This window comes from Paraburkholderia sp. BGA-UO-ETr-F12 (genome assembly GCF_059567945.1).
Map to the genome: position 1 here is coordinate 1 of NZ_JCAQOZ010000049.1, position 8,388 is coordinate 8,388.

Genomic DNA, 8,388 nt, shown 5'->3' on the forward strand with positions numbered 1-8,388 from the left:
TGGATCTCCTTCGTGGGCGACGTCTTTATCGCTCAATTGAATGGAGGTAGCGACGGCCTGAACGACGCCGTTAGCTGTCGTCTTGTCGCCGTTCAAAATCAGATATCGTTTCATGATGCCTCTGGGGCTTGACGTACTTACTCAAGGTTAACGTGCGTTGGACGGCTGCTAGGTCGCGCAATCAGGTTTCCGTGGCTACTCGGTATAGGCGATAGTGAGCATGACCATCATTGACTGCGGATCGGCGCGTACCGATATCGTCCCCCAGCTGAATACAAACGAATCGACGCCTTGCGAAGTCGCGACGCGCGTTGTTTGCGCTTCTGTCATGATGAGTTTCGCTAACGTCTTTTTTTCACGAACGAGGTCGTCATTCGTCGCCGACCAGTCCTGTTTGCGAATGCATCCGTCATTCCAAAGGCAGTCGATCGCGACGAATTTCCCTTCATGAAAGCGGGCCGACACTGCAAACGAGTGCCGCCAAATCACTATCTCGTCAACGCTGAACGACTCCCACCCGTTGCGAGCGTCCAGCGCCTTCCATCCTGCTGCGATCAAGTCCGGCACGGTCGTGGGGCCCGGCGCGAGTACGAGCCCCGTGCCCACATCCAGTTCACCGGTCGAAAAATTGAAGGTGCCCGACATCATTAACTCCCGAATTTCAATATATTCCCGCCAACAAGGCTACCCTTATCCTGATCCGAAACGAAGTATTGAGTACCACCGCTTTTACCAAGGTTTGTATTCGCCAATGCCTTGCCTTTAGCGACACAGATGTCTTTGGTCACCACAAAGGCCCGCAATTGAGATCTCATCGCCCGACCGCTCGGCCAATTCTCAGAATGTGCAACTTGAGTCAAGTCGTTGTATTCCCGAGCTCAGCCACTGCTTCCCAAGACCGTGCGAGCATCCGAAAAATAATTTCTAGACAATGCTGTCGCGATTTTTTCAGGAGTGGCATACGGGTAAAGCGTATAAAGCACAGTACCTCGTTCCAGTACGGTGTTCTGGTACGAGTCGACCCCATAGTACGGGGCCGAACCTTGCCATGTTTTTGCCTGTGCAGCAGGGTTTTTCCCTGCGCAAGGATCTTTCTGGCAACAATCCTTGTTTGGAGTTTGCGCTTTCTTCTTGAGCCCCAACGGATCGATCCAGCCAGTCGGATTCGGCGCGTACTGGTGGACATTTCCGCCGCCCAGCAGCCCAATCGGATCTTTGCTCGTAAATCGTCCAACGCTTTGATCGTCGTATCGGTGCCGGCTAGCGGACCATCAGATGGTCAAGGGATGTGGCTACATCGCTGGCTACTGCTGATTTATACGACTCGAGACGCGCTCTGGAATGCGCGCAGATTTCCCCTGCTCTCCCATTTGCTTTGCATATTGCTGATACATTTCTTTTGCCTGGGGAATCAGTTTGTCCTGCCAATATGCGTCAGCAAGATTAAGCTTTGCAACTACCCGGTCAGGATACTTTTCAACAATATGTTGCAAAAGCGGCGCCGAATCGTCAGAACGGCGATTCTCAATCAAGTAAAAAGCAATATCATTTGCGTCCTGAACGCTGACTGCACCCAGGTTGTTGGCGAGTTCAAGCGGAACGTAAAATGGCATATTCACTATGTACTGCTTCAGGGTCGATTTGTCACGTTGCGCATTCTTAAACATTTGAACTTCACCCGCGACGTCATTTTTTATCCCAGATTTTTCTTCATACTGATACGGTCCGTCGTTTCCAATTCTTGGGCATCCGACCACTCTTGCAACCTGACGAGAGCCGAACAGGTCACCCGAGGGAATATCCGGTTTTTCTCCAGTAATCTCCCGGATAAGGCACCAGTCTCCAATTTTTTTATTCCATTCATAAATATGGGTGAAAACCTGGCCTCCGCGACTCGAACACGAGCCGTCAATTGCAATTTGCCCTTTTGCGGATAGCGGATAGAGAGCCATCGAGCTGCATTCATCAAATTTGGCTTGATGATATTTGCGTTCTATATTTGACGCGGAATCATGATAGAGAATATCCATTCCCTCTGAATCGACTGAATAGGAAAAGAGACCAGCAGTCCCTTTTCCAGCGTCACTTGATGCAACGACAACTTCTATCGAAGAGGCAAATGCGGGCGCTGTCAAAAAAACACACGCCCCGAAGGTCGCGTGTGTCAGGAGGCCCAGCCAACCGATGCGTTCAAGCATTGGATCCACCGCAATCTAAGCGCCAGAGAGAATTATCAGATGTAGGGAGCGTACTCGCCATCCATTCCTGCCCAGTGGAAATTTCCAGTCGGCGCACCCCCGCATTTGCAGATGGCTTTCCTGCCCCCTTAGCGGATTTGCACCCCGTCGGCGCCATCGATGCCAAGCATCGTTTCTTTTGCTCAGTCGAATCGAGCATGCACTCAGCACCTGATACGGGTATGGGTTAAAGACATCTCCGACGAGGCCGGAGACGACCGCTAAGCCGCTCCGCTGGCTTCCTAATTCGAATTGATTCGCCTGTCCCGTCAAAGGCCAAACTCTGAAAGACGGCGACGAACAAGTTGCGCGTTAGTGTACGGAAAAGTAACTTTTTTCCCATCCATGACGCCATCGTAGCCGTCGCCAAAAGCATTACTTATATCATTTCTCCTGACGAAGGAGATATTTTTTCCATTTCTATTAGGGTTGTATGCAGTAATTTGATGGAAATATCCCTGAAAGTCGGCACCCGACGAATTTTGCAGAAATTAATTGGACCTGCTCGGCAAAAACAGAGCGAACGAGATCAATCATAATAACAAGTATAAATACGCGATATCTTTTCATTGAGACCATTCGTTTGTTGCAGCAAGCGTTTCATGCCACCCATCGACACAAGGATTCACGCCACCACTCAACAGCGTACATGCTTTTTTTGCAGCACGGCCGTGATCGGAAATCTTTCCGGGCTTGGTTGTCCACTAATCACATTGCTCCAACCTTGTCTTTTCAAAGCCGTCCCGCTCAATGTCCACGACGACCAAGTTAGGCAAGCTCCACTTCGCAGCGGGACGCTGGTAAAACGCCGTCCCGTCAGCAGGCCCCAAAACAAGACTGGAGCATTTTCGACAAAACAAGATTAATAAAACTGCAGGTAGTCAGGCGGAGTGTTTTTGGCTGCATCACTAAGCGCGCTGCCAAGTTTTTTCGCGCTCTCGGAAGCAGCATTCGTTCCTTTTTCGATTGTTCGACTGATCACACCCCGGTCGTCGATTGTTCGCAATTGCATGAACACACCATCTCCTAGCGAAACATTATTCAGTCGCGTAATCGTGTTGTGAACAAAATGGTCAAAAAACGCGACGACTTCCGGCGACAGCTTTTCCGGCTTGACCCAAGCCGTGGCTAGCTCTCTGACCGTAGTGTCGCTAATGTCACTTACGGTTCGAGAGATGTTCCATGGCGAGTTAACGGCAGCGCCTCCTTGCGAAATTCGTTCGTAGTAGGCCGCTCTAGTTTCGTAGTTCGGTGTCTCACCGTCAAAGATGGCGTTGTACACGTTGGCATCGACAGTGTTGACGAACAGGTAATCGCCTTGACTCACCCCGTGAGTTCGATCATGTACGTAGCGGGCCCATGATATGAATAGCTTCTGATGGGCCAAAAGATGGTTTTCGAGGGTCGATGTGCTTCCGCCAAGATGCGCGGCATAGGCGGCGAACAAATCATTGACGGTGAGAGATTTTCCATTGACGAGGATCGTTTTTTTGAACTCGAATTCACGCCAGATCGTGAAGGCTTCATTTTGGATTAAATCATCAGGTCGGCGAAGCGGAACGCCATACGACCACGCTTGCTCCAACATATTCCGAGCCGAGACGCGCGCCAGTTCAGCAGACTTCTCGTCCTCGCCCTCCTTGTAGCCGCCGCCGACATCGGACTGACTGCCCGGATAGACCACCTCTGTCAGATTGGCAATGTTCGCCGACCCTCGGGGCGAATCGAGGTCCTTATAGAAACGCAACTCGGTCGCCGCGACATAGTGCAACACCTTCTTGAACTCCCCGGGCGTATCGTATTGTCCCAGAGACTGTTTAGCCAGACCGACAACCACCCCGAGCGTCTTGCTTGCAACCTTTGCGATCCAGCCTTCGCCTGGCACAAAACTCAAGACTGGGGAAAGAACCTTGGAGAAGATGGAGTCTGCATACGCGCTGGAAACGCAGTCGAAAAGCCCCATGAAGTCGAACTGGACCTCGGTGCCTTGGTAGGTCACCGTTCCATTTTCTCGTTTGCAGGTTTTACTGATCAGGTCGTTAGCAAATTTTCGCGCCGTAACGCCGCCTCGGTCATAGCCGAAGACGGAAACTCGAATTCTTTTCAACGTGCGTGGATCGGTCTTCGCCTGCGCGACGACAGTTGTGAAGTTTGCGAGCGCCCTTTCGACTCGGGCGTTAAAGCCAGTTCCCATGTAACCGGCGGCGATTTCGCTGTCGCGGATCAATGGCACAGAGTCGGCAACCGCCGAGATCCCCGACGACACGATCAGGGGGATGGCTGTCGCAGGCTTCTTCAACTCTTCAAAGATCTTCTTCGGGCTAAACGCCTCAAGCATCGAGGATTTGACCTTCTTGCCAACGTCAGGAAAGCGACGCTCGCTCCATGCTTCTTTAGCTGCCTCTTTTGCCGCCCCCTTCGCCGCGTCCTTCGATGGACCCGTAACGAGCTTGCTTACCGTGACGCTCTTTGCTTGCGCAAATCCGTTCTTCGCGAGCGCTGCGCCGATACCTTTCGTCTCCTCCGAAAGTTTTGTCCCCATGCCTTCGTAATACAGCGGATAGATACCTTTATCAGGGTCGGTGTCGCGATGCGCCATAAACAGGCGCACGATATTGGAACGGTTATCCTGGTCTTCCGAAGACTGTGCGAATCCGTCGAAAAAAAACGTTATGTAGATTTCCTGATTGCAGCGGTAACAGCCGTCGGGCGGCGTCGATGGAAATGATTCGCTGGCACTTTGCGCACGTTTCACGCGAGCGTCCGCAGTCGGGGTGTCAGCAGCACTGGCGCTTGCGTCAACCGCTGTCTTTGCTGCTTTCCACATAACTAGCCTCCGCTGCCGTTTGTATTAGGGATGTTGGGTTTTGTGGGAAAGTCGACCCACTTTGCCTCAATCCGCTGATTCGGCAGAAAGTGGAATTCCAGGAATCCGTCGTGCTTGTTTGGCAGAGAAGGAACGGGAATGTCTGTCTCAAAGACGTCGTTCGGCAAATCCTTGTCGAATTGTTCTCGTGTCAGTTCGTACTTGACTTTGATATGCATTGTTTTTGAAGTGCTTGAAAGATTCAGGCAGCAAGTGATCTTTCCTCCTCCCGCGGCTTGATGAGCCGTAGAGTTCGCTCCCCAGAAGCCGTTTACCCAAAAGCTAAAAATACTTCGATCCGTATAGTTGTAGCCGATCACGTTGTACGGTCCGTAAGTACTACCCTCACTGGAAGAGCACGCTGCGCTCCACAACGTCGTCAAGGTGAGAAAGACCAGCAGAAACAGACGGGGTACAGCGCGCGCATAAAAGCCTGCACCCGCGGCCGGAGGATAGGGCAAGTTTGGAGCGGCGTAATTGGGGATGGTCATCGGGAGAAATTTTCGAACAGTTGGTTGGTGCATATCGGATGGCTGTTGACAGCCGATGCGAGGACCGTCACGGATGACATTACGCAATTCACGAATTGTTGCGCTTTCTACAAAGGCGTCGAGTCCGCGCGCGCCTGAAGCAACTGCGACCACACCGCTGCATCGATCTGAGCCAGCCTGCTGGATGTCGGTTCGTTGATTTCGCCCTCGGATAGTAGAGCCTCCGCGACCTTTGGGTGCTCATCAAACTTCGGATTGACGTTAAGTCCAACCAAGGAAAAATAGGCCAAATCGTTCTGATTTTTTATTTGATAGCGGTCGACCGCACGAGCGAGCAATTGGCGAATTAGTTGGATGCATACACGGCCATTGACTTGCGACATAGGTGGAAGCAATTCTTCTCGAATCTGGTGATAAAGCATCTCAGCGAAGCTCTCGTTGGAAAGCAAAGCATACTGCTCTCCGTTGAGAGTGATGTATTGCTCAAGCGGCGGCCGGACCTTTTCATTATCCGTGCCCGCAACCGTCTGCCATCCCTCGCGCCAGTACCGGTACTCGAAGATCGGTGAGAGAAAATGCTCGCGCTGCTCTAGCGTAAACATACGCACAAGCACCTCAAGAATGGACGGATCGTAGTGCCGCAGCAGCGCTGCGGTTCGGTCCGGCAGCACGACTTCCGCGTAGCTATGAAGATGCGCGGCAAGCACAGGCAGAGGTTGCCTGGACGCGACCCATAAAACAAGGTCGACGTCTCGTCCACGCTGAAGCAGAGTCTGCATCAGTGAGGCTTGCTCAACCTTGTCAGGTGTCAGCGCGAGTAGAAATGGGGCTGTCGCAGGATTGTTCGACTCCAGCATGCTGTCGGGGTATAGCCCTCGCCATGGCACGTTCTTTTGCTGGGCGTCGAATAACAGGTTTTGATCGAGCACGCCATCAACAATCGCATAGAGGTGGTATGCCTGTTCCGATTCGGGCTGGATCGACCTGTACCATTCGCAAATTTCGTCGAACTGTTGCGAAGCAATGTTAGGCGTGTTCATTTCGCAGGCTCCTTAAGCGCGTGGTGTCAAAGCCGCTTTGAGCTGTGCGGAATGGAGGCGGCATTCCGGGCACACGCCTTCCGGCAGATGAGGCAACGGATACTCACGTCTAATCGGGCCAGAAAACGAATGCTGGCTTCCCTTCATGTCGATTTTTCCGGGAGCGTGTATTTCGATATTGCCATCCTTGAGTCGAATGTAGCCGCCTCCTGAGGTCAGCAGTATCTCCTGTTTCGCCGCCACTTGAATATCTTCAGTCGCTGAGAGTATTTTCAGCGTCTTTTGCGCTGTCAATTCGACGTTATCGGCATGCGATTGGATTTCGACTTTGCCCTTCGCGGCAAAGAGCTTAATGCCAGTATTCTGTGCGAACAGGCTAATCTTCTCTTTGACGCTGGCAATGAGCGAAGCACCCGTTGCGAAATGAGCACTTTGGCCGCTGATCAAATTGATATGCTCGTCAGCCGAGACATGTGTTGACTTCTGCGTCGATATCGCGATGCCCGCCGGCGTCGCAAAGAGCATGATCGGTTCTTTGAACGCGTTTGCGTTGCCGGTACCGCCGCCCGCTGTGTTGCCGCCGTTACTTGCCGCGCCCGAGACACTGTTTTGCGTGGCGTCGGTAAAGGACTTGAGCGAGTCGTAGCCGTCTTTCAGGCTTTCGGCCTGGTGGGTTTCGCTCGCCTGGGAGAGTGCATCGATCACACTTTCTGAATTGACGAGTTGGCTGTTTGCTTCACGTACGTCGAGGGGCTGGCTTGATGGGCTGGCCGTTGGGTGCGTCGATACGTACAAGCCTTGACCTGCTCTCACGGCGCCGTACGCATCGGACTTCAGGTCGAAGCCGCTACCAAGGTAGGCGCCACGCGAGTTGCCGGTCTGCGCGATCAGATAGCCGAGATGAAGCTGAGAGTTCGCGCTCGTGCTGTAGAGCTGCACGCGGTTCTGGCCAGTGGCATCGTCCATCACCATCTGGTTATATCCGCTGCCTTGGTATTCTTTGGACTTGTAGCCTGAAAGGATGCCGTTCGAATGCCATTCGGGAGTCTTTGCGCCGTTGTAGACGCGGCCGGTGACGAGCGGCTTGTCGCAGTCGCCGTCGAGGAACGACACGATGACCTCTTCGCCGACACGAGGCACATGCACCGCGCCATAGCTGCCGCCGGTATCTGACTGGGCCACGCGCATCCAGCACGACGCGTTCTCGTCTCCATCGTTGAGACGATCCCAGTGCATGCGGACCTTGATACGGTTCAGTTCGTCCGTAAAGACTTCTTCATTCGCCGGGCCGACCACGATGGCCGTCTGCATGTGCATCGTCGGCTTGCTGTGTTCGAACGGGCTGCGGAACGGGACTGTTCTGCGCTGGGCTTCGACGGCAGCCATGAAGAAGCCTTCGCTGCCATCTGCTGCCTTGATGAGCAGCGTCGGATCGCCCGCGTGCAGTGCCCGGGCCCCAGTAATCGTCTGCTTCAGGCTGTGCGGGAAGTCTGTCGTGCCGTTCGACACCGGCAGGTTGTTCTCGATCACCCACTCAATGCCGATGACGGCAAACTGCCGCTCCTGCTCGCTGCCCGTGCTGTGGTCCGGATGATCCTGCAGTTCGAACCAGCGCCCCGTATCGATGCGACGTACCGCGCCCACACCGTGGAAACGCTTCGCACGGGACTCCCACTCTTCCATGCGGATCTTCGACAGCTGATCGCCGCGGTCCTGCTGGCCGTACGTGTAGGCGCCCGTGTACTCGTACACCT

At 53.4% G+C, this 8,388-nt stretch carries 6 protein-coding genes and 1 pseudogene; all 7 read right to left on the reverse strand.

Going from position 1 to position 8,388, the window contains the following annotated elements; genetic code table 11:
• Positions 1–195: 195 nt before the first annotated feature.
• Positions 196–648: a hypothetical protein gene (locus AC57B6_RS21870; protein ID WP_496422093.1), complete on the reverse strand. Its 453-nt coding sequence runs from the start codon at positions 646–648 to the stop codon at positions 196–198.
• Positions 648–1,208 (reverse strand): annotated as a pseudogene (locus AC57B6_RS21875) (hypothetical protein). Before AC57B6_RS21875 ends, AC57B6_RS21870 begins: the two are co-directional and overlap by 1 nt.
• A 96-nt stretch (positions 1,209–1,304) precedes the next feature.
• Positions 1,305–2,198 carry a tetratricopeptide repeat protein gene (locus AC57B6_RS21880; protein WP_454804823.1) on the reverse strand — a complete coding sequence of 298 codons (894 nt, stop codon included), beginning with the start codon at positions 2,196–2,198 and terminating at the stop codon, positions 1,305–1,307.
• A 901-nt stretch (positions 2,199–3,099) separates the two neighbouring features.
• The gene (locus AC57B6_RS21885; RefSeq protein ID WP_454804821.1) at positions 3,100–5,064 is read right to left on the reverse strand and encodes a phospholipase effector Tle1 domain-containing protein; all 1,965 of its coding nucleotides are present in this window, start codon (positions 5,062–5,064) and stop codon (positions 3,100–3,102) included.
• Between the two features lie 2 nt (positions 5,065–5,066).
• Positions 5,067–5,747, reverse strand: a complete 681-nt coding sequence (locus AC57B6_RS21890; protein WP_496422094.1) for a DUF3304 domain-containing protein — start codon at positions 5,745–5,747, stop codon at positions 5,067–5,069.
• Entirely contained in the window at positions 5,702–6,634 is a 933-nt protein-coding gene (locus tag AC57B6_RS21895) for a DUF4123 domain-containing protein (RefSeq protein WP_496422095.1), read from the reverse strand. Before AC57B6_RS21895 ends, AC57B6_RS21890 begins: the two co-directional genes overlap by 46 nt.
• 12 nt (positions 6,635–6,646) lie before the next feature.
• Positions 6,647–8,388: DUF2345 domain-containing protein (locus AC57B6_RS21900; RefSeq protein WP_496422096.1), on the reverse strand; the 1,742-nt coding region annotated here is incomplete at its 5' end.

Excerpts from the sequence above, each read along its gene's own strand:
- AC57B6_RS21870 (WP_496422093.1), bottom strand. The coding sequence starts at position 648 with ATGATGTCGGGCACCTTCAATTTTTCGACCGGTGAACTGGATGTGGGC.
- AC57B6_RS21880 (WP_454804823.1), bottom strand. The coding sequence starts at position 2,198 with ATGCTTGAACGCATCGGTTGGCTGGGCCTCCTGACACACGCGACCTTC.
- AC57B6_RS21885 (WP_454804821.1), bottom strand. The coding sequence starts at position 5,064 with ATGTGGAAAGCAGCAAAGACAGCGGTTGACGCAAGCGCCAGTGCTGCT.
- AC57B6_RS21895 (WP_496422095.1), bottom strand. The coding sequence starts at position 6,634 with ATGAACACGCCTAACATTGCTTCGCAACAGTTCGACGAAATTTGCGAA.